This is a genomic window from Streptomyces sp. LZ34 (assembly GCF_053890475.1).
Map to the genome: position 1 here is coordinate 9006491 of NZ_CM132680.1, position 21175 is coordinate 9027665.

The window sequence follows — 21175 nt, forward strand, 5'->3', positions numbered from 1 at the left end:
TCCACCATGACCGACACCCATTCGTCCGCAGCGGGCCGCCTCGGGGCGCGGGAGCGCGCGGTGCTGGAGCGGCTGCTCCCCGGGCTCGACGAGAAGCTGGCGGCCCACCCGCTGGCGGATCTCGAGAAGCGGGGCGGACCGGCCATCCCGGCGTTCCGGGAGGCCGGCGGGGCCGGGCTGCTGGTGCCCGCCGAGCACGACGGCCTGGGCGCCGAGCCGCTGGACGCGGTCCGCGTCCAGCGGGCCCTGGCCATGCGCTCGCCCTCGCTGGCGGTCGCCGCGATGATGCACCAGCTCTCGCTGGCCACCTTCACGGAGTATCTGACCGAGCACTGCGCCCCCGACGCCTTCGAGTGGATCCTGCTGAAGTCGATCGCGGGGGAGAAGCAGCTGGTCGCCTCGGCCTCCGCCGAGGCCAAGCGCGGCGGCAGCATGCTCGAGCCGACCATGCGCGCCCGCCGGGACGGCACGAACTTCATCGTCAGCGGCAGCAAGAAGCCGTGCAGCCTGTCGGCGTCGATGGACTGGTTCACCGCCAGCGTGCTGGTGGAGGGCGACGAGAAGTACGACGGCCATCTGGCCATGGCCCTGATTCCCGCGGCGACCGAGGGCCTGGTGCGCCGCCCGTTCTGGGCGAGCGAGGTGCTCGCGGGCGCCGAGAGCGACGAGGTGGTGCTGGAGGACCTCGTCCTGGACGAGTCGCTGATGATCTTCACCGACCAGCGGCCCGGCACTCAGATGGACACCCTCCAGATCCGCGGCTGGACCTGGTTCGAGCTGCTGGCCGCGGCCTCGTACGTGGGGGTGGCGAGCACCCTCGTGGCGAAGGCGATGGCCTCCCCGCGGGTCTCGCGTACCGAGCTGGGCGCCCTGCTGGTGAAGCTGGAGAGCGCCATGGGCGCCGTGGAGAACGTCGCCCGGGACATGACCGGCTCCATCGAGGACCCGGGCGGCCAGCTGGCCCGCGCGCTGCTGGCCCGCTTCCAGGTCCAGGAGTCGGTGATGGAGGTGTCCACGGCCGCGAGTGAGCTGGCGGGCGGCATCTCCTTCATCCGCGACACCGAGGTCGGCTATCTCCTTCAGGCCACCCGCGCCCTGGCGTTCCACCCGCCGGCACGGGCCAAGGCGCTGCCCGCCCTGGCCGGTTACTTCCTGGGCGAGGACCTGGACACCACGGTCTACTGATCGCCGACCGCAGGACTGGAAAAAGCCGGGGAGAGGCCAACGTGACGGAGCGGTTCGTACGGTTCATCGGCCGGGTGCGATGGCCGTTGCTGGCGGTGTGGGGCGCGCTGCTGGTGATCAGCGGGCTGCTCGCGCTGTCGCTGCCGGACAAGCTGAGCGGCGGCGGCTGGTATGTCCCCGGCTCCCAGTCCACCTGGGTGGCGCAGCAGCAGAAGGAGGGCTTCACCGGCCGCGGCAGGACGAGCGTCACCATGGTCGTCCACGACGAGCGCCACGCCACCGGCACGGCCCCCTTCGAGCGTCGGGTACGCCAGGTCATGGCCGACATCGAGGGCGACAAACGGCTCAAGGCCGCCTCGCACTACGGGTGGTCCACTCTCCAGGGCGCGCCGAAGAACGCGTTCGTCGGCCGGGACGGCCACACCGCGATCGAGATGTTCGGCCTCGACGTGGACGACGGCACCGCCCGGCGGATCCTCCCCGACATCCAGCGGGAGTTCGACGAGCGGTACGGGGCGCGGGGCCTGACCGTCGGCATGGTGGGCACGGCCCCGTTCTTCGGCGAGATCAATGTGCTGAGCGAAGAGGGCCTGGTCAAGGCGGAGATCATCGTACTGCCGCTGATCACCCTGATCCTGCTGCTGCTGTTCCGCAGCGTGGTCTCCGCGGTGGTCGCCATGATCACCGCGGGCACGGCCGCGGTGGTCACCTTCGCGATCCTGTCCGTGCTCGCCGACTCCTACGACCTGTCGGTGTTCGTCCAGAACACCGCGACCATGCTGGGTCTGGGCGTCGGCATCGACTACTCGATGTTCATGATCCGCCGCTTCCGGGACGAGCTGGAGGGCGGCGAGCCGGTGGAGCGCGCCCTGCGGATCGCGCTCGCCACCTCCGGGGAGACCGTGGTCGCCTCGGGCGTGACCGTCATCGTGTCCATGGCCACCCTGGCCTTCGTCGACCTCCCGGTGATCCAGTCGATCGCCCTCGGCGCCGCGCTGGTCGTCGCGGTGTCGGTGCTCACCAGCATCCTGCTGCTGCCGGTGCTGCTGTACGTGGTGGGCGGCCGGATCGGGCGCTGGGACCTGTTCGCCAAGCTGCGCCCGGCGAACGCCGCCGCGGACCCCCGCGAGCGCGGCTGGTACCGCTTCGCCCACCGGGTGCTGCGCCGGCCGGTGCTCGCCCTGCTGGGCGGCAGCGCGCTGCTGGCGGTGGGCGCCGTCCCGGCGCTGGCCCTGGACACCTTCACCCCGGACGCCAAGATCACCCCCACCTCCTCGACCGTGCGCCAGTCCTACGACCGGGTGGAGGAGCAGTTCGGGAAGGGCGACGCCTCCCCGATGGTGGTGCTGATCCGCTCCGACACCCCGCTGCGCGGTCAGGGCGGGCGGATCGCCGCGCTCCGGGACGAGCTGGAAGCCCTGAAGCACGTCCGGCGGGTGGACTCCGCGCTGGACACCCTGGAACAGGCGGCTCCGGGGCGCCCGTTCGACGCCCTCGAACCCGCCGTACGCGACCGGCTGCCGGACCCCGTCCGCGCCTCGGTGGGGTACTTCGTCTCCAAGGACCGCACCACGTTCATCGCGCAGGTGATCCCCGAGGAGCACGCCTCCTCGCCCGAGACGCGCCGGCTGCTCGCGGACGTCCGGCGGGTGGCGGCGCGGGCCGACGGGAACGGGCTGCGCATCGAGGTCGGCGGCCAGACCGCCGAGGGCGTGGACGCCAACAAGGTGATCGCCGACGGACTGCCCACGGTCGTCGGGGTGATGCTCCTCGCGATCTTCGTCATCCTGATGCTGTCGTTCCGCTCGGTGCTGCTGCCGCTGAAGGCCATCTTGGTCAATGTGCTGTCCGTGTCCGTGGCGTTCGGCATGCTGGCCCTCGCCTTCAAGGAGGGCAGCCCGGTGGCGGAGGCGCTCGGCTTCGACGCGTCCGGCCGGGTCACCAACTTCGTACCGGTGCTCCTGCTCGCCCTGCTGTTCAGTCTGAGCACGGACTACGAGGTGTTCGTGCTGGGCCGGGTGCGCGAGTACTACAAGGCGGGATACGGCAACACCGAGAGCGTGGCGCTCGGCATCTCCGCCACCGGCCCGCTGATCACCGGGGCGGCGGTGCTGATGGTGGCGGTGTTCGGCGGTTTCACCCTCTCCGGGATCCAGCCCATCGGCGAGCTGGGCTTCGGCATGGCGGTGGCCATCGCCGTGGACGCCACGCTGGTGCGGATGTTCGTCGTACCGGCCGCCATGAAGCTCATGGGCTCGGCGAACTGGTGGTTCCCCGGCCGCCGCGCCTCATCCGTAGCCGGTTACTCAAGAACCTCAAGAACGAGGAGCACGCAAGAGCATGGCAGCGAGCGACACTTGGCAGAGCTTCCCGCTGATCGAGGGCCTGAAGTCCCGCCGGGCCCGTAGATTCGGCATGGGGATGACGGTCCCCGGCGGGCCGCTGGAGTACCGCAGCAAGCACGAGCCGGTGCCGCTGACGGAGGAGGAGCAGGCGATCCTCACCTTCGCCGCCTGCGGCATCACCGGCCCCGCGCTGAACGACTGGAACTGGGAGAAGGGCAAGGGCGGCAATGTGATGGCCGGCGTGGTCGGCCGCACCGTCTCCAGCTCCGACGCGCTCCAGAGCGGGGCGATGGTGGTCATGGACGACGAGGCCACCTATCTGATCCGCCGGCCCGCCGATCTGTCCATGGCGGAGCTGAACGAGGTCAAGGAACTGGTCGCCAAGAACGACTTCGTCGGGGCGTACCGGGCCACCCGGATCAGGATCGGGACCGAGCGCCGCCATCCGCCGGTGGCGTCCCCGTACAACCTGACCGGCAACGAGTGGTCGCTGCACACCCCCGGGTCCACCTACTTCCTGCCGATCGAGGACCTGTCCTACCTCTACATCAACATCCTGCTGGAGTTCTTCAACGAGGAGATGGCGGCCTTCTGCCTGGATGAGCGGCGGTTCTTCCTGCCGGCCGGTATCGGCAAGTTCGGCAAGTCCAAGGGCGGCCACCTGGACGACGACCCGCGGAAGCTGAAGTCCATGCCGATGGAGTACGCCGAGCGGCTCCTGGTGGAGACGGCGTGCATCGAGATGGGCATGATGCTCCAGAATCTCGGGCTGGTCAGCCAGGCGCTGGGCCTGGGCGGCTTCCCGCACTACACCGGGCACGACGGCGCGTGGTTCGAGGCGCTGGACTTCCGGATGGCGGAGATGCCGATCAGCCAGTACTTCCGGGTGCCCACGCTGGCCAAGATGGTCCTCAAACTCCGCAGGCAGGACGCGGGCTTCGCCTACCCGCTGGGTCTCGAGCGGGACGGCGAGGTGCTGCTCAAGCCGTACTGCCCGCCGTACTACGAGTCGATGGAGGCGGCGGTGTACGCGGTCGTCGAGCGCAAGTTCGGCAAGGACGGCATCTACCGCGGCGGGATCGGCCGGGGCGGCTGGCGGGAGCCGGAGAAGGTGGCGGCCGGGATCAGCGGGATCAGCCAGAAGGCGATCGACGCCGTGGTGGCCTTCTGCGAATACAGCTACAAGAAGTCCGGCCGGTTCCCCTCGTATCTGCCCGCGTACCACACGCAGATGGGCTTCCAGTCCGTCCACCTCGACGTCGACTTCTACGACGAGTTCTACGACCCGTCCGTGGTGCCCGAGGTGCACCGGTCCCATATGCGGGACTGGCACGGGCGCTGACCGGAAGGCGGGCGCACAGTGGACGAGGTCTCGATCTCCGTCGCCGCCCCACCCGAGCGGGTGTGGCGGCTGGTCTCCGACGTCACCGGCATGGGCCGGTTCAGCCCCGAGTGCAAGGGCGGGCGCTGGGTGGGTCCGGCGTCGGCGCCCGCCGTCGGGGCCCGGTTCCGCGGCCGCAACAGGCGTGGGCCGATCTTCTGGACCACCGACTGCACGGTCGTGGAGTGCGAGGAAGGGAAGGTGTTCGCGTTCGATGTCGCCCAGTCGAAGGTGCGGTGGGGCTATCGGATCGAACCCGACGGCGACGGCGTCGTACTGACCGAGTGGCGGGAGCACGTCGGCCGCCCCAACCTGCTGATACGGGCCGTCGACGCCAGCGGTCTCGTGGGGTTCCGGCGGGAGCGGCTGATGGTCGAGGGAATGCGCACCACCCTGGCCCGGATCAAGGAGGTGGCGGAGCGGAAGTGAGGCTGGACGATTCAAGCCCTGTGTCCGCGCGGGAAGGCACCGCGCTGCCCCGGCGGCCGGAAACGCCGTCATCGTCACCGGTCGCCGGCACGGCCGGTCCGCCGGGGCAGGCCCGTCATCGGGAAGGAGAACAGCCGGAAACCGTCAGAGGCGCGGCGCCCTCAGGCGACCGGCTGGGGCTGCGAGGGAACGACCAGGCCGCACTCATAGCCCAGCGCCACCGCCTGGGCCCGGCTGGTGATGCCGAGCTTGGTCATCGCGCGGTTCAGATGGGTCTTCACGGTCGCCTCACTGATCTTGAGCTCCCGCGCGATGGCGGAGTTGCTGCGGCCCTTGGCGACATGCCGCAGCACCTCGGTCTCCCGCATGGTCAGCATGGCCAGGGTGGACCCCGCGGTCTCGGTGGCCGTCGCGCGGTAGGTGTACGCGTCGATCAGCCGCTCCATCACGCTGGGCGAGAAGGCCATGTCGCCGGTGGCGACCCCGCTGATGGAGGCGGTCATCTTCTGCGGTGAGGTGTCCTTGAGCAGGATCCCGGCGGCGCCCACGCGCAGTGCGGACTGGATTTCCTCGTCGCTGACCTCCGAGGCGGTGATGATGACGCGGGGCGGTCGGGCAGGCGCGGTCTCCACGATGCGCTGGGTGGTGGCGATTCCCCCGAGATGTGGCAGGGAGATGTCCATGAGAATGACGTCCGGGCTGTGCGCGGCGGCCAGGGCGTGGGCGCCGTCGCTGTCGGCGGCCTCGCCGACGGCGCGCAGCCCGGAGGCCGAGCTCAGCAGGGTTAACAGCCCCAGTCTCGCCAGGGCATGTCCATCGGCGATCAGGACCTTGATCGGCACTGCGTCCTCCCCCGTTACGATCACCTTCGAGCTCCTCTCATCCACGCCGGCAAAGGTGCCCAAACGACACCGAAAGGTGTCCAGCTGAGCAGAGATTGGCACCCTTAAGGGCACTGGCGTGGGGCTGGTTGCAACTTCTGTGCTGTTCAGAGCGGTTCCGGTGGTGCTGTAGTTACCTCTGGTAGGCGATCGTCGCGCATGGTGGACGCGGTCTCAAGCACATGGGGACTTCATGCCACCTTCTGCTCCACGGCCTTGCGGACGGCGCCGCGATGAGGTCGGGTGTTCAGCCGTCCAGCGCGGCGAGGGCCGTCTTCGCGGCGGTGATCGCGCCCTGGCGTATCTCGTCGGTGCCGGCCGCCTCGTGCGTCTCGAAGTCGCCGCCGTTGTAGGTCACGGTGACCACCGCGTTGGCCTCGCGCGCGACCACGACCGCCTCGCGTATGCGCTGCTGGTCGTCGGTCGTGACGTTCAGGCTGACCGACGCCTGGTCGCCGAGGCCGGGCACGGCGGTGCTCGGGCCGTCGCCCTGCGCCGACTGGGCGCGCGCGGGCGCGGAGGCCGACACATCGTAGGTGACGTCCAGCCAGCGGTAGTCGAATCCGCTCAGCGCGTGCCAGGAGCAGCCCGAGCGGCGGGCGGCGTCGCTCGTCTTGAGCCTGGTGCCGGCCGTCGCGGCGGCCGGCACCAGGTCCTTGACGGTGCCCGCCGGGAGGGTGGCGCAGGGCTTGGCCGGGGGCTCGGGGTAGCGCGGCGCGGCGGTGCCGGTGCCCTGCCCGTCCGACGACGGGGCGGATGTGGGACCCGATGTCGCGGTCGTGGTCGCGCTCGCGGAGGGGCGCGGGGAGGAGGCGGAGGGCTTGGGGTGCGCGTCCGAGTCGTCCGTGGTCGTCATGGCCACGCCCGCGACGGCGAGTACGGCGACCGGCAGCAGGCGGGCGACCAGCGTGAGCGGCAGAGAACGCATGGCGGTCTCTCTTCGGTCGTGAGCGGCATCGTGAGCGGCGCGGGTGGGAGACGACCATGCCATACGAACGAGTCTACGAACAGCCCGGGGCGCCCCGAGGACCGCGGCGGGCTGGCCCTATGGGGTGAAATCAGCACGTGATCGAATTATCGGATCAAGTGACTGGTTAAGTACGCGTAGTGACGATCCTTCGCCCGTCAGCCCCGCCCGATGAACGGCATCGCCGTCGCCATCACCGTCGCGAACTGCACGTTCGCCTCCAGTGGCAGCGACGCCATGTGGCGCACCGTACGAGCCACGTCGGCGGCGTCCATCACCGGCTCGACCGCCGTCTCCCCGTTCGCCTGCGGGACACCGGCGCTCATCCTCTCGGTCATCTCGGTGGCCGCGTTGCCGATGTCGATCTGCCCGCACGCGATGCCGTACGGGCGCCCGTCCAGCGACAGCGACTTGGTGAGCCCGGTCAGGGCGTGCTTGGTCGCCGTGTAGGCGATGCTCCGCGGCCGCGGGGCGTGCGCCGAGACCGAGCCGTTGTTGATGATCCGGCCGCCTCGCGGATCCTGGGTGCGCATCAGGCGGAACGCGGCCTGCGCGCACAGGAACGAGCCGGTCAGATTGGTGTCCACCACCGCCTGCCAGTCCTCGTGGCTCAGCTCGTCCAGCGGCACGTTCCGCGGTCCGAAGCTGCCGGCGTTGTTGAACAGCAGGTCCAGTCGGCCGAAGCGGTCCCGTACCGCCGCGAAGAGCGCGTCGACCTGCTCGGGGCGGGTCACATCGGCGGGTACGGCGATCACCGCGCCGTCCCGGCCCGCCAGCCGCTCCGTCTCCGCGAGGGCCTCCCGGCGGCGTCCGGCCAGGGCCACCGACCAGCCCGCGGCGGCGAGTTCGAGGGCCACCGCCCGGCCGATCCCGGAACCCGCGCCGGTCACCACCGCGACCTTCGACACGACCGACGCCTCCGACGCGTGCACCGCGCTTTCGTTGCCACTCATGGGCCCGCAGCGTACGCGAGATCAACTCCCCGCGGCGTGGCGGCATATCGCGTCAAACGTCCCATCTCGATGCGGAACTCACCGGTCCGACATCTTGATGACGTGTACAGGCTAGCGCGCGGCCGCTCTCTGCCCGTGCAATTTCTCTGACGCACGAGCGAGTCGCCACACACCGGACGCCACAGCCACCGGACGCCACGGCAGCCGGACGCCACAGCCAGTCGCCACGAGCCAGGGGAGAGCCAAGATGGCACACCACCCGCATCAGCAGGCCATACGAGCCGCGGCAGCGCGCCTGGGCCGCCGCCGCTTCCTCACCGTCACCGGGGCCGCCGCGGCCATCGCCTTCACCACCAACCTGCCCAGCGCCCAAGCCACCGAGCTGACCTCGCACTCCCTCAGCGAAAACCCCTTCACGCTCGGCGTGGCCTCCGGCGATCCGCTGCCGGACGCCGTCGTGCTGTGGACCAGGCTCGCCCCGCGCCCGTACGAGCCGGGCAACGGACTGCCCGACGAGGGCTTCGTACGCGTCGGCTGGGAGATCGCGCACGACGAGCGCTTCAGACGCGTGGTCCGCAAGGGCACGGCCACCGCACACGCCGAGTTCAACTACACCGTGCACCTCGACGCCAAGGGCCTCGACGCCGACCGCGTCTACTGGTACCGCTTCCGCGCCGGCCGCTTCACCAGCCCCACCGGCCGCACCCGCACCGCCCCCGCCACCGGCGCCCACGTCCGCGAGGGCCGCTTCGGCCTGGTGTCCTGCCAGGCGTACCACGACGGCTACTTCACCGCCTACGGCCACCTCGCGAACGAGGACCTGGACGCCGTCTTCCACGTCGGCGACTACCAGTACGAGTACGCCGTCAACGCGGTCGGCGGCGCGCGCAACTACACCGACCGCACCCTGCCCGCCCTCTTCAACACCGAGACCATCACCCTCGACCAGTACCGGCTGCGCTACGCCCTCTACAAGACCGACGAGGACCTCCAGGCCGCGCACGCCGCCTTCCCCTGGTACGTCACCTGGGACGACCACGAGACCGAGAACAACTACGCGGGCGACATCGACGAGAACGGGAACCCGCCGGAGGAGTTCCTGATCCGCCGGGCCGCCGCCTACCGCGCGTACTGGGAGAACATGCCGCTGCGCATGCCCCAGCAGCCCGCCGGCCCCGACATGCGGCTCTACCGCCGCTTCCACTACGGCAGGCTCGCCCAGTTCGACATCCTCGACACCCGCCAGTACCGCTCCAACCAGGCGTACGGGGACGGCTGGCAGTACCCGGGGCCCGAGTCCGAGGACCCCTCGCGCACCCTCACCGGCACCGCCCAGGAGCGCTGGCTGCTCGACGGCTTCCAGCGCTCCAAGGCCACCTGGAACGTGCTCCCGCAGCAGGTCACCTTCTCGCAGCGGAAGAACACCACCGCCGACCGCTCCAAGCTCAGCATGGACTCCTGGGACGGCTACCCCGCCTCCCGCGCGCGGATCCTCGCGGGCGTCGAGGCGGCCGGGATCGACAACTTCGTCGTCCTCACCGGCGACGTCCACGTCCACTACGCCTTCGACATCAAGAAGGACTTCGACGACCCCACGTCCCGCACCCTGGGCGTGGAGTTCGTCGGCACCTCCATCACCAGCGGCAAGGACGGCTCCGACAAGCCGTCCAACTGGGCCACGTACATGGCGGCCAACCCGCACATGAAGTTCTACAACGGCCGCCGCGGCTATGTGACGTTCACCCTGGACCGCGAGCAGACCCGGGCCGACTACAAGACGGTCGCCGGGGTCACCTCGCCGGGCGCGCCGCTCACCACGGCGGCGTCGTTCGTCAGCGAGGCCGGCAACCCCGGCCTCCAGGACGCCTGACGGCCGCCTGAACCGGCCGGGCGGCGAATGCACCGAGTGCCACCGCGTCAACACGACGGTGACCCCGATACCGACGGCACGGGATTGGTGATCAACCCGCAGCCGGACCACCCTGTCACTTGTAGGCTCTGGGGTGGTCCGGCGCTGCAGCTGTTGGTCCTGCACGTTGCGATGCCCGCACAGGAGGGGTGACCCACGGCGCGGACCGAGCACTACGACGATCCGGACGCGCCCGGGCCGAACAGCTTGGTTGTCGCCGCGTCGGCTGTCGTCACCGACGAGACCGGCCGCATCCTGCTCCAGCGCCGCCGGGACAACGACCTTTGGGCACTCCCCGGCGGCGGCATGGAGGTCGCGCAGGCCCATCTCCTGGTCGCGCAGGTGGAGGGCCATGGAGAGCATGCCCTCGTCGGTGACGCCCGCGCCGCCGATGGTCTTGCCGCGCCTGCGGGCGGACTCGTGGCCCTCCAGGGTGCGGTCACGGATGTACTCGCGTTCCATGCCGGACAGGGCGGCCGGCACGGTGAACACGACGCCGGAGGGGTCGTGCGAGCCCTTGAGCTCTCCGGTGAGGAACTCCAGGCCGACATCGCGGGTTTTGAGGCCTTCGGCGAGCGTCGCCAGTTCCATGCCGCGGCCGAGGCGCTTGTGCTCGTGGACGACGAGGGTGACACGGACGCCGGAGGCGCGCAGTTCACCGGCGAGCGTGACCGCGTTCTCCAGCTCGGGCCGCTTGGTGGCGCGGGTAGAGATCTTCTCCGAGAAGATCCGGGTCACCCCGACCTCGGCGAGAGAGTCGAGTTGAGAGTCCAGGGACTGCCGGGCGGTGGACGCGCGGGCGTAGCCGAGACGGACGTGCCCGACCGGCTCGGCGCCGGCGTTCACCGGCCGCGGCAGTTCGGTCCAGACCGAGCCGGGCTTGCGCACGGCGGGAGTCGGCCACCGGCGGCCGCTGGCAGATCGTCCAGGCCCTCCTGCAGCAGCCCCCAGGACGCCCACGACGTGCCAAGGACTTCGCCGCCGCCCTCGGTAGCACCGGCAAGCAGGGCCTCCACAGCTTCGACGTCCAAATGTCAGCATGGGCCCGCCGAGGCCGGCTCACCAAAACCGCCCCGGGCATCTACCGGATCGCACCCCCACCAGCGATAGACACAGCCCCGTGACCCTTGACTTCGCGGACGAGAACAGGGCCTACGCGGCACGCTCGGTCAGCTGTCGGGTCGGGAATGTATGTCGACTGACGACACGCCAGGCAAATGGGTGAAACCATTGTAATTGCTCGATGATGTCACCCTTATGGGTCTTTAGTATGTTTTGCTTCTTATGTTGTTATTGGTGGCGGTTTGATGAATGCCGGTATGTCACCACCTCCGGAAGGTTATTGCTTTGGAATTCCGCCTACGGGGCGGCAGTTGCGGAGGGGCGACGTGCGTAGAGAGGTCCGTGGCCTGACTGGCAGTCATCGCGGGCGCTCGGAATCCCTTGCCGGGGCGACTGAGCTCAATGCCGATAAGAGAGGTCTTGCTATGGCAGTGGATGCCATCCCGTCCGCCCCACCAGGCAGAGGGCGTAGACGCAGTCGACTCATGCGAACCTTCGCACTGATCCCCGGAGTAGCGCTGCTGGCGACACTCACGATGGTTTCGGGCCTTGCGCACGCCGCAGAAGCTCCGGTGCTACTCGGGAGAGCTACCAATTACGCGGTCCTGGCCGGTTCAACTGTCACCAATACGGGCCCCAGCGTCATCAACGGCGATTTGGGAGTGAGCCCTGGCTCGGCGGTGACGGGCTTTCCGCCCGGCATCGTCAACGGAGCGATCCACGCAGCCGACGCCGCCGCCGCTGGGGCGCAGGCCGATCTCGGCGTCGCCTACGGCGACGCGGCCAGCCGGGGACCCGGGGCCGCCGTCTCGGGCGACCTCGGCGGATCAACCCTGACGCCCGGCGTCTACACGTCCTCGTCCTCGCTGGGAATCACGGGGACAGTCCGTCTCGATGCCCAGGGCGACCCCGACGCCGTCTTCATCATCCAGATGGTTTCGACCCTGTCCGCGGAGGTGGGAAGCAACGTCCTCCTCATCAACGGGGCACGGGCGTGCAACGTGTTCTGGCAGGTGGGAAGTTCCGCCACGATCAAGGTCAGTTCCTCCTTCAAGGGCAACATCCTGGCCCAGGCGTCTATTACGGTACAGACCGGCGCGGTGATCGAAGGCCGAGCCCTGGCGCTTGTTGGCGCCGTCACGCTCGACACCAACACCATTACGAGGGCCGCCTGCGCCGTCGGCCCGCCCGGTCCCGCCGGTCCCGCTGGTCCTGCCGGTCCCGCTGGTCCTGCCGGTCCCGCTGGTCCTGCCGGTCCCGCTGGTCCCGCCGGTCCCGCTGGTCCCGCCGGTCCTCCTGGGCCTCCCGGGGCTCCCGGCGATGACGGTCCCGGCGGTGGCGGCGGTGGCGGCGGTGGCGGCGGTCCGGGTGGTCCCGGCGGTCCGGGCGGCGGTGGTGGTCCCGGCGGTCCGGGCGGCGGTGGTGGTCCGGGCGGTCCGGGCGGCGGTGGTGGTCCGGGCGGTCCGGGCGGCGGCGGTCCCGGTGGCGGTCCCGGCGGCGGCGGTCCGGGCGGCGGTCCCGGTGGTGGTGGCGGTCACGGCGGTCCGGGCGGTCACGGCGACCACGGCGGTCCGGGCGGTCACGGTGAGCAAAGCGACAACGGCGGTCACAGCGGTCACAGCGGTTACAGCGGCAACGACGGCTGCGACGACCTCGACAGTCACGACGACCGCGACGACCACGACGACTACGACGACTACGACGAGCACGGTCCGTGGGACGATTGCGCAGATCACAGGAGCGTGTCGTTGGTAGCTCGACGGACGTGCTAGCCCTGACAAGGCCGATCCTCATCTTCGTGAGGAGAGACCTTTGTGGAGCGAACAGTCCACGGTGTCAGCCCATCGCAGCGGTACCATCTCGTGCCCTCTGACCAGTCAACGTTGGGCACCAGGCTGGATCCCCGAGACATCCCGCCCTTCCCGTCATAGGCGGATTTCTGCGCGCTTATGACCCATGGTTGAAGCTTGATAAGACCGGTGGGAGGGTTCCTACCCGCCGTTCGGCGGCACCTGAGCCCCTGGACTCCGCGTCCGGGGGCTCAGTGGTGCTCGAGGGCATCAGCCGAGCGTCCGGTCATGCGTCCAGGGCCTGTCCGGACGGGGCCGGGCGCACCCGGACACGGCAGCCGGCTCACGTCGATCACCCTGACTACTGGGGCAACGATCAACGGCCAAGCGCTGGCACGCAACGGCTCCGTGACGATGGACACCAACACCATCACTCGGGCGATGTGATCCGGGAGTTCGAGCGCTCCTCGGCCGCCAGCAGCTCGGCGCCCGCTGCCGGACCTGATGCGGGGTCCGATAGCTGTCGGACATGAGGGCTGCCGGCGCGCGCGCTGCCAAGGAGGCCCGCGGACTGCCGACCGGGCGCCCGGCGAAGCTCAACGCGACCACCCGAGCCGGAGCCGCCCAGCGGACCAAGGACGGCGCGATCCCCGGGCAAGTCGCCGCCGACCTCGGCGTCAGCCGCTCCACGCTGTACCGGGAATGTCCTGCTCGGATGCCGGTAACGATCTCTGTGCCAGAGCTTGCCCGCGACTGCGCCGTGGAGCGAGGAACTTGCCGGAACTCGCCAGAGACGTGGGCCCGCGGCGGCGGACGCCGCCGCGGGCCTTCCCCTGCCGCTTCTCAGCCCGCGTCACCCCGCGTCGACGGCGTATCGCACGCCGATCCGCTCGCGCACCGCATCCAGCGTGCGCATCACCGCGAGCGTGCCGTCCAGCGGCACCAGCGGGGACTCCATCTCGCCCGCCCGCAGACAGCGCATCACCTCCGCCGCCTCGTGCTGCAAGCCGCGCAGGCCGGCCTCCGCGCCCTCCGCCGTGAACACCTCAGGATCCCGCCCCGGCCGGTGCAGCACAAACCGCTCCGGGTGGAAGAAGCCGCGCGGGAACTCGATCCGGCCCGCCGACCCGGTCACCGACGCGGTCTGCGGCGTATCGGCGTTGAGCGAGCAGCTCAGCAGCGCCACCGCGCCGCTGTCCCAGCCCAGCAGGATCCCGGTGTTCTCGTCCACGCCCTCCGGCGTCAGCCGCGCCCGCGCCTGGACGTCATCGGGCTCGCCCAGCAGCAACTGCGCGAAGGACACCGGATACACCCCGAGGTCGAGCAGCGCGCCGCCGCCCTGCGCCGGGTCGCGCAGCCGGTGCCCGGCGTCGAACGGCCCGGCCAGGCCGAAGTCCGCCTGTACCGTTCGCACCTCGCCGATCGCGCCGTCACGGACCAGCTCGGCCATCCGCCGGACGACCGGATTGCAGTACGTCCACATCGCCTCCATCAGGAAGCTGCCGCGGGCCCGGGCGAGCCCGATCAGCTCGGCCGCCTCCCGCACATTGAGCGTGAACGCCTTCTCGCACAGCACCGCGCGCCCCGCCTCCAGGCACAGCCCGGCCGAGACGCGGTGCGCCGAATGCGGGGTTGCGACGTACACCACATCCACGTCCTCGTCGGCGGCGAGCTCGGCCCAACTGCCGTGCGCACGCGGTATCCCGAACCGCTCGGCGAAGCGCTTCGCGGACTCCGTACTGCGCGAGCCGACCGCCACCACCTGCGCGTCCGCCATCTCCAGCAGGTCCGCCGTGAACGACGCCGCGATCCCGCCCGTCGCCAGAATTCCCCACCGCACGGTCTCGGCCATCCTCGTCCCACTCTCCCGCTCGCTTGCCGGCCACACCGGTCATGACCACAACGAATTGCTGAGAGCATAGAGAAGACTCAACGACTCACGGAGAGCTGAATGCCGCCGTCCGGCCATCCGACCACATCCGACCACAGACCCATATCCGTACCCGAGTCCACCCCCTCCGCCGTCTCCCCGAGCCCCGCCCCGAGCCCCGCGCCGAGCCGCGCCCGCCGCGCCGGCCTGCTGGTCACCCTCGTCCTCGGCGGGCTCAACGCCCTCCCGCCGCTGTCCATGGACATGTACCTCCCGGCCCTGCCCGAGGTCACCGGCGCGCTGCACAGCCCCGCCGCCACCGTCCAGCTCACCCTCACCGCCTGTCTGGCGGGCATGGCGCTCGGCCAGCTGGTCGTGGGCCCCATGAGCGACAAGTGGGGGCGCCGCCGCCCCCTGCTCATCGGCATGGTGATCTACATCCTCGCCACCGCCATCTGCGCCGTCGCGCCCACCGTCGAGCTGCTGATCGCCTTCCGGCTGCTCCAGGGGCTGGCCGGGGCCGCGGGCATCGTGATCTCCCGCGCCGTCGTCCGCGACCTGTACGACGGCGCCGAGATGGCCCGCTTCTTCTCCACCCTCATGCTGATCTCCGGCGTCGCGCCCGTCGCCGCGCCCGTCATCGGCGGCCAGATCCTCCGCCTCACCGACTGGCGCGGCGTCTTCGTCGTGCTGACCGTCGTCGGCGCGCTGCTCACCCTCGTCGTCTGGCGCTGGCTGCACGAGACGCTGCCGCCCGAGCGGCGCCACAGCGGCGGCCTCGGCGAGACGCTGCACACCATGCGCGGACTGCTCGCCGACCGCGTCTTCACCGGCTACCTGCTCGCGGGCAGCTTCGCCTTCGCCGCCCTCTTCGCCTATGTCTCCGGATCCACCTTCGTCGTCCAGGAGATCTACGGCGCCTCCCCGCAGACCTTCAGCCTGCTCTTCGGGATCAACTCGATCGGCCTGGTCGCCGTCGGACAGCTCAACGGAAAGGTGCTGGCCGGACGGGTCAACCTGGACGCGGCCCTGCTCGTCGGCCTCGCCGCGATCACCCTGTCGGCCGCCGCGCTCTGCCTGATGGCCACCGGGGTCTTCGGCGACGTCGGCCTCGTACCGATGGCCGCCGGGCTGTTCGTGCTGATGTCCGCGATGGGCCTGGTCATGCCCAACACCAACACCCAGGCGCTGATGCGCACCAAGCACGCCGCGGGCTCCGCGTCCGCGCTGCTGGGCACCTCCTCCTTCCTCGTCGGCGCGATCGCCTCGCCGCTGGTGGGCATCGCCGGCGAGCACACGGCCGTGCCGATGACCGTGGTCCAGCTGGTGTGTGCGCTCGCGGCCGTGGCTGGCTTCCTGGCACTGTGCCGTCCATGGCAGCAGCGCAAGACCGGCTGAACCCTTTGCACCAGCTCATACGAGACGTGGCGGCGCTCCCCGAGGGGGAGCGCCCCTGGTGCGCCGGGGTGGTCGTGGCCGCCGGGCGGGGCCCGGACGTCCTCGTCGAGGAGGCCTTCGGCTGGGCGGTGCGGTACGCGGCGTACGACGAGGCCACGGACCGCGGCGTGGAGCTGCCGCGCGAGCGGTGGGTGCCGACGCGGACCGGGCGGGGCGCGGGGCCGGGCCGGGACCGAGGGCAGGACACCGTCTTCGACCTCGCCTCCCTGACCAAGCTGTTCACGACGATCGTCGCGGTGCGGCGCGTCGAGCGCGGCGAGATCGACCTGGACGGCCGGGTCGCCGCGTACGCCCCCGAGTTCACCGCCGCCGCCGAACACGGGATCACCGTGCGGCAGCTGCTCACCCACACCTCCGGGCTACTGCCCGAACTGCCGCTGTACGACTACGACGGGTACGAACAGCGGCTGGCGAGGCTGCACGCCGAACCCCCGACCACCGCCCCCGGCACCGCCCGCCGCTACTCCGACCTCAACTTCCTGCTGCTGCAACGCGTCGTCGAGCGGGTGACCGGCCGCTCGCTGGCCCACCTCGTACGCGACGACATCACCCGCCCCCTCGGCATGACCGTCACCCGCTACTGCCCGCCCCGCGCCTGGCTGCCCCGCATCGCCGCCACCGAGGACCAGCGGCGCCCCTGGGCCAAGCTCGACCGCGGCATGCTGCGCGGCGTCGTCCACGACGAGAACGCCTACGCCCTGGGCGGCATCGCGGGCCACGCGGGCCTCTTCTCCACGGCCGCGGACCTGACGCTGCTGTGCCGCGCCCTGCTCGGCGGCGGCCCGCCCGTGCTGCGCCCGGAGTCCGTCGACCTGATGCTGGCCGCGCCCGGGCTGGGGTTCGAGGTCGATCAGCCCTGGTTCATGGGCGAGCTGGCGGGCCGGGGCGCGGCGGGCCACACGGGCTTCACGGGCACCAGCATGGTGCTCGACCGGGCCACGTCCTCGTTTCTGGTGCTGCTGGCCAACACGGTGCACCCACGCCGCCGCCCGGCCGACAGCGCCCCGCGCGCGGCGGCGGGGACGGCGCTGGCGCGGGCGCTGCGGTAGGGCTCACTTCTTGAGCGGCTGGTTGAAGCGCAGCAGATTGCCGGCCGGGTCGCGGAAGGCGCAGTCGCGGAGGCCGTAGAACTGGTCCATGGGCTCCTGCAGCACCTCGGCACCCGCGGCCCTGATGCGCTCGAAGGTGGCGTCGCAGTCGTCCGTCGAGAAGATGACGCCGCGCAGCAGGCCCTTCGCCATCAGTTCCGCCATGGTCTGTCTGTCGGCCGGCGAGGCGTTCGGGTCGGCGAGTGGCGGTTCCAGGACGATGCTCACGTCCGGCTGCGAGGGCGACCCGACGGTCACCCAGCGCATTCCCTCGAACTCGACGTCGTTGCGCACCTCGAGGCCGAGCACATCGCGGTAGAAGGCGATCGCCTTGTCGTGGTCGTCGACGGCGATGAAGCAGGTGGAAAGCGTGATCTCCATAACAATCACGCTACGCTACGGCCGCGGGGCGGGGCGCGCCTCCGAGTTCCTGACCGGCCGCGTGTGGATCTTGGCGATGCACGCCGGGATGGCGGCGGCGTGGTCATGGCTCCGGGCCCGGTACGCGCTCGGGCTCTCGCCGACCAGCTCGGTGAAGCGCGAGCTGAACGACCCCAGCGACGTACAGCCGACCGCGAAGCAGACCTCGGTCACCGTGAGGTCACCGCGCCGCAGCAGCGCCTTGGCCCGCTCGATGCGGCGGGTCATCAGGTAGCTGTAGGGCGTCTCGCCGAAGGCGGCGCGGAAGCTGCGGGAGAAATGGCCCGGCGACATCAGGGCGCCGTGCGCCAGCGCCGGGACGTCGAGCGGCTCGGCGTAGTCGCGGTCCATCCGGTCGCGGGCCCGCCGCAGCCGTACGAGGTCGTCGAGGTCCTGCCGTTTCATTCGACGAGTTTCGCACAGCGCCCGAGGCGATGAGGAGCCTCGAGACAGATGACCAGACCGATCAGGAACCGATCAGGAATGGAGAAGCCCGGGTCACGGAGCCGCAGCTAGCGTGATCGCCATGGACATCACCATTCACTGGACCTTCCTCCCGCATGACGACCCGGACGCCTCCCTGGCCTTCTACCGCGACACCCTCGGCTTCGAAGTCCGCAACGACGTCGGACAGGGCAAGATGCGCTGGATCACGGTCGGCCCCGCCGACCAGCCCGGCACGTCCATCGTCCTGGAGCCGCCGGCCACCGACCCCAGCACCACCGACGACGAGCGCGGCACCATCGTCGAGATGATGGCCAAGGGCACCTACGCCCGCATCACCCTGGCCACCGCCGACCTCGACGGCGTCTTCGCGCGGCTTCAGGCCGGCGATGCCGAGGTCGTCCAAGAGCCGATCGATCAGCCGTACGGTGTTCGCGACTGTGCCTTCCGCGACCCCGCGGGCAACCTGATCCGCATCAACGAGCTGCGCTGAGCCGACGGCGAAGGCAACCCCGCGCAACAGTCCGTAACAGAACGGAGACACGATGAGCATGGCCAAGAAGACGGACACGGAGTCGCCCGCGCCGCACGCCGCCGACAGCCACGATCTGATCCGCGTGCACGGCGCGCGCGAGAACAACCTCAAGGACGTCAGCATCGAGATCCCGAAGCGCCGGCTGACGGTGTTCACCGGAGTCTCCGGCTCGGGCAAGAGCTCGCTGGTGTTCAACACGATCGCCGCGGAGTCGCAGCGGCTGATCAACGAGACCTACAGCGCCTTCGTGCAGGGCTTCATGCCGACGCTGGCACGGCCCGAGGTCGACGTCCTCGACGGGCTGACCACGGTGATCACCGTCGACCAGCAGCGGATGGGTGCCGACCCCCGCTCGACGGTCGGCACCGCCACCGACGCCAACGCGATGCTGCGCATCCTCTTCAGCCGGCTCGGGAAGCCGCACATCGGCCCGCCCAGCGCGTACGCCTTCAACGTCCCCTCGGTCCGGGCGAGCGGTGCGATCACCGTCGAGCGCGGTGCCAAGAAGGCGGTGAAGGCGACCTTCACCCGTACCGGCGGCATGTGTACGCGCTGCGAAGGCCGGGGCTCGGTCACCGATCTCGACCTCACCCAGCTCTACGACGACTCCAAGTCGCTCGCCGAGGGCGCGATCACCGTCCCCGGTTACAAGGGGGGCGGCTGGAACTCCCGGCTCTACATCGAGTCGGGCTTCTTCGACCCGGACAAGCCCGTCCGGAAGTTCACGAAGAAGGAGCTGCACGACTTCCTCCACCGCGAGCCGACCAGGATGAAGATCGCGGGCATCAACATGACCTACGAGGGGCTGATCCCGCGGATCCAGAAGTCGATGCTCTCCAAGGACAAGGAGGCGATGCAGCCGCACATCCGGGAGTTCGTGGAACGGGCGGTCACCTTCACCACCTGCCCCGAGTGCGACGGCACCCGGCTCAGCGAGGGCGCCCGGGCATCGAAGATCAAGAAGATCAGCATCGCCGACGCCTGCGCGATGCAGATCAGCGACCTGGCCGAATGGGTCCGCGGCATCGCGGAGCCGTCGGTGGCGCCGCTGCTCACCGCGCTGCAGCAGACCCTCGACTCGTTCGTGGAGATCGGCCTCGGCTATCTCTCGCTCGACCGGCCGTCGGGCACGCTCTCGGGCGGCGAGGCACAGCGCACCAAGATGATCCGCCACCTCGGCTCCTCGCTCACCGACGTCACGTACGTCTTCGACGAGCCCACCACGGGCCTGCACCCCCACGACATCCAGCGGATGAACGACCTGCTGGTGCGGCTGCGGGACAAGGGCAACACGGTGCTCGTCGTGGAGCACAAGCCGCAGACGATCGCGATCGCCGACCACATCGTCGATCTCGGCCCCGGCGCCGGCACGGCGGGCGGCACCGTCTGCTTCGAGGGCACCGTCGAGGGGCTGCGGGCCGGCGACACCGTCACCGGCCGCCATCTCGACGACCGGGCCGGCCTCAAGGAGACGGTGCGGACGCCCAAGGGCCGGCTTCCGGTCCGCGGCGCGACGACACACAACCTGCGGGGCGTCGACGTCGACATCCCGCTCGGGGTGCTCTGCGTGGTCACCGGAGTGGCGGGCTCCGGCAAGAGCTCCCTCGTACACGGATCGCTGTGTCAACAGTCGGGGGCTGCCGACGAAGGCGTGGTGTCGGTCGACCAGAGCGCGATCCGCGGCTCCAGGCGGAGCAACCCGGCGACGTACACCGGGCTGCTCGACCCGATCCGCAAGGCGTTCGCGACGGCCAACGGCGTGAAGCCGGCGCTGTTCAGCGCCAACTCCGAGGGTGCCTGCCCCACCTGCAGCGGCGCCGGCGTCGTCTACACCGACCTGGGGATGATGGCCGGCGTCTCCACCACCTGCGAGGACTGCGAGGGGAAGCGGTTCGACGCCTCGGTGCTGGAGTACCACCTCGGCGGCCGCGACATCAGCGAGGTGCTCGCGATGTCGGTGACCGAGGCCGAGGAGTTCTTCGGCGCCGGCGAGGCCTGCGCTTCCCCAAGCTCTTCGAGCAGGGGATACCCCATGGCCGCGCACCGCATCCTCGGCCGGCTCGCCGACGTCGGGCTCGGCTACCTCAGCCTCGGCCAGCCGCTCACCACGCTGTCCGGCGGCGAGCGGCAGCGGCTCAAGCTGGCCACCCACATGGCCGAGAAGGGCGGCGTCTACGTCCTCGACGAGCCGACCGCCGGCCTGCACCTCGCCGACGTCGAGCAGCTGCTCGGTCTGCTCGACCGGCTCGTCGACTCCGGCAAGTCGGTCATCGTCGTCGAGCACCACCCTGCTGTCATGGCGCACGCCGACTGGATCATCGACCTCGGCCCCGGCGCCGGCCACGACGGCGGCCGGATCGTCTTCGAGGGGACACCCGCCGAACTCGTCGCCGCCCGCTCCACCCTCACCGGCGAGCACCTCGCGGCCTACGTCGGCACGTGATCGACAGCGGGACGA

17 protein-coding genes and 2 pseudogenes are annotated in these 21175 nt (G+C 70.4%); 12 read left to right on the forward strand and 7 right to left on the reverse strand.

From position 1 onward, the window contains the following. The first annotated feature begins 6 nt into the window (after positions 1-6). From ACWY4P_RS38280 to ACWY4P_RS38295, 4 genes are read left to right on the forward strand one after another with little or no spacing between them, the layout of a single operon-like run. A complete protein-coding gene (locus ACWY4P_RS38280; protein ID WP_456205153.1) occupies positions 7-1185 on the forward strand; it encodes an acyl-CoA dehydrogenase in 1179 nt (392 codons plus the stop codon). Positions 1186-1226: 41 nt separating this feature from the next. Then, the gene (locus ACWY4P_RS38285; protein ID WP_456205154.1) at positions 1227-3593 is read left to right on the forward strand and encodes an MMPL family transporter; all 2367 of its coding nucleotides are present in this window, start codon (positions 1227-1229) and stop codon (positions 3591-3593) included. Between the two features lie 7 nt (positions 3594-3600). Beyond that, a complete protein-coding gene (locus ACWY4P_RS38290) occupies positions 3601-4872 on the forward strand; it encodes a hypothetical protein (RefSeq protein ID WP_456205155.1) in 1272 nt (423 codons plus the stop codon). Between the two features lie 18 nt (positions 4873-4890). Further along, positions 4891-5340: an SRPBCC family protein gene (locus ACWY4P_RS38295; protein WP_456205156.1), complete on the forward strand. Its 450-nt coding sequence runs from the start codon at positions 4891-4893 to the stop codon at positions 5338-5340. A gap of 161 nt (positions 5341-5501) precedes the next feature. On the opposite strand, the gene ACWY4P_RS38300 is transcribed toward ACWY4P_RS38295, so the two are convergent. From ACWY4P_RS38300 to ACWY4P_RS38310, 3 genes are all read right to left on the reverse strand, one after another. After that, positions 5502-6206 carry a response regulator gene (locus tag ACWY4P_RS38300; RefSeq protein ID WP_456205157.1) on the reverse strand — a complete coding sequence of 235 codons (705 nt, stop codon included), beginning with the start codon at positions 6204-6206 and terminating at the stop codon, positions 5502-5504. Between the two features lie 262 nt (positions 6207-6468). Continuing rightward, on the reverse strand, positions 6469-7149 hold the full coding sequence (locus ACWY4P_RS38305; protein ID WP_456205158.1) for a hypothetical protein: 681 nt from the start codon (positions 7147-7149) through the stop codon (positions 6469-6471). Between the two features lie 197 nt (positions 7150-7346). After that, positions 7347-8141, reverse strand: coding sequence for an SDR family oxidoreductase (locus tag ACWY4P_RS38310; RefSeq protein WP_456205159.1), 795 nt, complete (start codon positions 8139-8141; stop codon positions 7347-7349). 247 nt (positions 8142-8388) lie between these two features. Here ACWY4P_RS38310 and ACWY4P_RS38315 point away from each other — a divergent pair, with 247 nt between their 5' ends. Together ACWY4P_RS38315 and ACWY4P_RS38320 are read left to right on the forward strand one after the other, a co-directional pair. Next, positions 8389-10011 (forward strand): alkaline phosphatase D family protein, encoded by a 1623-nt coding sequence (locus tag ACWY4P_RS38315; RefSeq protein ID WP_456205160.1) that lies wholly within the window; start codon positions 8389-8391, stop codon positions 10009-10011. Between the two features lie 246 nt (positions 10012-10257). Next, positions 10258-10374, forward strand: a pseudogene (locus ACWY4P_RS38320) (NUDIX domain-containing protein); the annotation flags it as partial. Positions 10375-10506: 132 nt separating this feature from the next. Here ACWY4P_RS38320 and ACWY4P_RS38325 read toward each other — a convergent pair. After that, a pseudogene (locus tag ACWY4P_RS38325) lies at positions 10507-11091 on the reverse strand (recombinase family protein); the annotation flags it as partial. Between the two features lie 506 nt (positions 11092-11597). Here ACWY4P_RS38325 and ACWY4P_RS38330 point away from each other — a divergent pair. Together ACWY4P_RS38330 and ACWY4P_RS38335 are read left to right on the forward strand one after the other, a co-directional pair. Further along, positions 11598-12884 carry an ice-binding family protein gene (locus tag ACWY4P_RS38330; RefSeq protein WP_456205161.1) on the forward strand — a complete coding sequence of 429 codons (1287 nt, stop codon included), beginning with the start codon at positions 11598-11600 and terminating at the stop codon, positions 12882-12884. A gap of 306 nt (positions 12885-13190) precedes the next feature. Beyond that, positions 13191-13349: an ice-binding family protein gene (locus ACWY4P_RS38335; RefSeq protein WP_456205162.1), complete on the forward strand. Its 159-nt coding sequence runs from the start codon at positions 13191-13193 to the stop codon at positions 13347-13349. 406 nt (positions 13350-13755) lie between these two features. On the opposite strand, the gene ACWY4P_RS38340 is transcribed toward ACWY4P_RS38335, so the two are convergent. Then, positions 13756-14754, reverse strand: coding sequence for a Gfo/Idh/MocA family protein (locus tag ACWY4P_RS38340; protein WP_456205163.1), 999 nt, complete (start codon positions 14752-14754; stop codon positions 13756-13758). 99 nt (positions 14755-14853) lie between these two features. Between ACWY4P_RS38340 and ACWY4P_RS38345 the strand changes: the two genes are divergently transcribed. Beyond that, entirely contained in the window at positions 14854-16170 is a 1317-nt protein-coding gene (locus tag ACWY4P_RS38345) for a multidrug effflux MFS transporter (RefSeq protein ID WP_456205164.1), read from the forward strand. Further along, on the forward strand, positions 16146-17279 hold the full coding sequence (locus ACWY4P_RS38350) for a serine hydrolase domain-containing protein (RefSeq protein WP_456205165.1): 1134 nt from the start codon (positions 16146-16148) through the stop codon (positions 17277-17279). Before ACWY4P_RS38345 ends, ACWY4P_RS38350 begins: the two co-directional genes overlap by 25 nt. A gap of 3 nt (positions 17280-17282) precedes the next feature. Here the strand turns inward: ACWY4P_RS38350 and ACWY4P_RS38355 are convergent, their stop codons facing one another. Together ACWY4P_RS38355 and ACWY4P_RS38360 are read right to left on the reverse strand one after the other, a co-directional pair. After that, on the reverse strand, positions 17283-17699 hold the full coding sequence (locus tag ACWY4P_RS38355) for a VOC family protein (protein ID WP_456205166.1): 417 nt from the start codon (positions 17697-17699) through the stop codon (positions 17283-17285). Between the two features lie 15 nt (positions 17700-17714). Next, complete coding sequence (locus ACWY4P_RS38360; protein WP_456205167.1) at positions 17715-18143, reverse strand: helix-turn-helix transcriptional regulator; 429 nt, start codon at positions 18141-18143, stop codon at positions 17715-17717. Between the two features lie 121 nt (positions 18144-18264). On the opposite strand from ACWY4P_RS38360, the gene ACWY4P_RS38365 reads away from it, so the two are divergent. Further along, complete coding sequence (locus ACWY4P_RS38365; protein ID WP_456205169.1) at positions 18265-18675, forward strand: VOC family protein; 411 nt, start codon at positions 18265-18267, stop codon at positions 18673-18675. A 52-nt stretch (positions 18676-18727) separates the two neighbouring features. Then, positions 18728-21160, forward strand: coding sequence for an ATP-binding cassette domain-containing protein (locus tag ACWY4P_RS38370; RefSeq protein WP_456205170.1), 2433 nt, complete (start codon positions 18728-18730; stop codon positions 21158-21160). Positions 21161-21175: the final 15 nt, after the last annotated feature.

What these genes read in the sequence shown, in the direction of transcription:
- ACWY4P_RS38310 (WP_456205159.1), bottom strand. Translation starts at nt 8,141, where the DNA reads ATGAGTGGCAACGAAAGCGCGGTGCACGCGTCGGAGGCGTCGGTCGTG.
- ACWY4P_RS38280 (WP_456205153.1), top strand. Translation starts at nt 7, where the DNA reads ATGACCGACACCCATTCGTCCGCAGCGGGCCGCCTCGGGGCGCGGGAG.
- ACWY4P_RS38345 (WP_456205164.1), top strand. Translation starts at nt 14,854, where the DNA reads ATGCCGCCGTCCGGCCATCCGACCACATCCGACCACAGACCCATATCC.
- ACWY4P_RS38315 (WP_456205160.1), top strand. Translation starts at nt 8,389, where the DNA reads ATGGCACACCACCCGCATCAGCAGGCCATACGAGCCGCGGCAGCGCGC.
- ACWY4P_RS38340 (WP_456205163.1), bottom strand. Translation starts at nt 14,754, where the DNA reads ATGGCCGAGACCGTGCGGTGGGGAATTCTGGCGACGGGCGGGATCGCG.
- ACWY4P_RS38365 (WP_456205169.1), top strand. Translation starts at nt 18,265, where the DNA reads ATGGACATCACCATTCACTGGACCTTCCTCCCGCATGACGACCCGGAC.
- ACWY4P_RS38290 (WP_456205155.1), top strand. Translation starts at nt 3,601, where the DNA reads ATGGGGATGACGGTCCCCGGCGGGCCGCTGGAGTACCGCAGCAAGCAC.
- ACWY4P_RS38370 (WP_456205170.1), top strand. Translation starts at nt 18,728, where the DNA reads ATGAGCATGGCCAAGAAGACGGACACGGAGTCGCCCGCGCCGCACGCC.
- ACWY4P_RS38350 (WP_456205165.1), top strand. Translation starts at nt 16,146, where the DNA reads ATGGCAGCAGCGCAAGACCGGCTGAACCCTTTGCACCAGCTCATACGA.
- ACWY4P_RS38360 (WP_456205167.1), bottom strand. Translation starts at nt 18,143, where the DNA reads ATGAAACGGCAGGACCTCGACGACCTCGTACGGCTGCGGCGGGCCCGC.
- ACWY4P_RS38355 (WP_456205166.1), bottom strand. Translation starts at nt 17,699, where the DNA reads ATGGAGATCACGCTTTCCACCTGCTTCATCGCCGTCGACGACCACGAC.
- ACWY4P_RS38330 (WP_456205161.1), top strand. Translation starts at nt 11,598, where the DNA reads ATGCGAACCTTCGCACTGATCCCCGGAGTAGCGCTGCTGGCGACACTC.
- ACWY4P_RS38335 (WP_456205162.1), top strand. Translation starts at nt 13,191, where the DNA reads ATGCGTCCAGGGCCTGTCCGGACGGGGCCGGGCGCACCCGGACACGGC.
- ACWY4P_RS38305 (WP_456205158.1), bottom strand. Translation starts at nt 7,149, where the DNA reads ATGCGTTCTCTGCCGCTCACGCTGGTCGCCCGCCTGCTGCCGGTCGCC.